This is a genomic window from Haemophilus sputorum CCUG 13788 (assembly GCF_000238795.1).
Lineage (GTDB): Bacteria > Pseudomonadota > Gammaproteobacteria > Enterobacterales > Pasteurellaceae > Haemophilus_A > Haemophilus_A sputorum.
Genome location: NZ_AFNK01000075.1, coordinates 1 through 535, shown reverse-complemented (window position 1 = coordinate 535; position 535 = coordinate 1). Strand labels below are relative to the sequence as shown.

Genomic DNA, 535 nt, shown 5'->3' with positions numbered 1-535 from the left:
GAAAGGTCTAAAACTGTGCGTTCCAATACTTGAGAAAATACGTCAAGAGTATTACGTCTTAAGTCTTTTTCCTTCCCCTTATTGTCTAGAGCATCTTTAACTAAAGGCTTAAGAATTTCTTTAATTTTATTACGATCAAATGTCATATTTATTCCTTAAAAAGTTCTGGACCTAGCATTCTTAACCCAGTATACTTATCAATACATTAGTTAAAATGAAGGTGTCTTATGGATTTATTTTTCTCAGCAGAAACTATTGCTGATGTTCTTTCAGTATCAAAGCGTAATGTTAGTAGTTGGGCTAATAACGGTAAGCTTATTCCTGAACTTGACCCTGATAAATATCAGAAACCCTATACTAGAAAACAACTAGAGGTTTTCTCTGAATTTAATCAAATGTTCAACTCAAAATGGGATGAACATACATCTATCGAGCCAATTAGAGATTATAGCTTAATTGAACTGTTTGCAGGCGGCGGCGGGTTAGCTTTAGGTCTAGAAAAGGCAGGTTTTAAATCTGTAATGTTGAATGAATT

General features: G+C 33.6%; 1 protein-coding gene. It reads left to right on the top strand.

The features are described 5' to 3' along the window. Positions 1-227: 227 nt before the first annotated feature. Positions 228-535 (top strand): DNA cytosine methyltransferase (locus tag HSP_RS11025; RefSeq protein ID WP_010129938.1); only part of this gene is annotated, 308 nt, incomplete at its 3' end.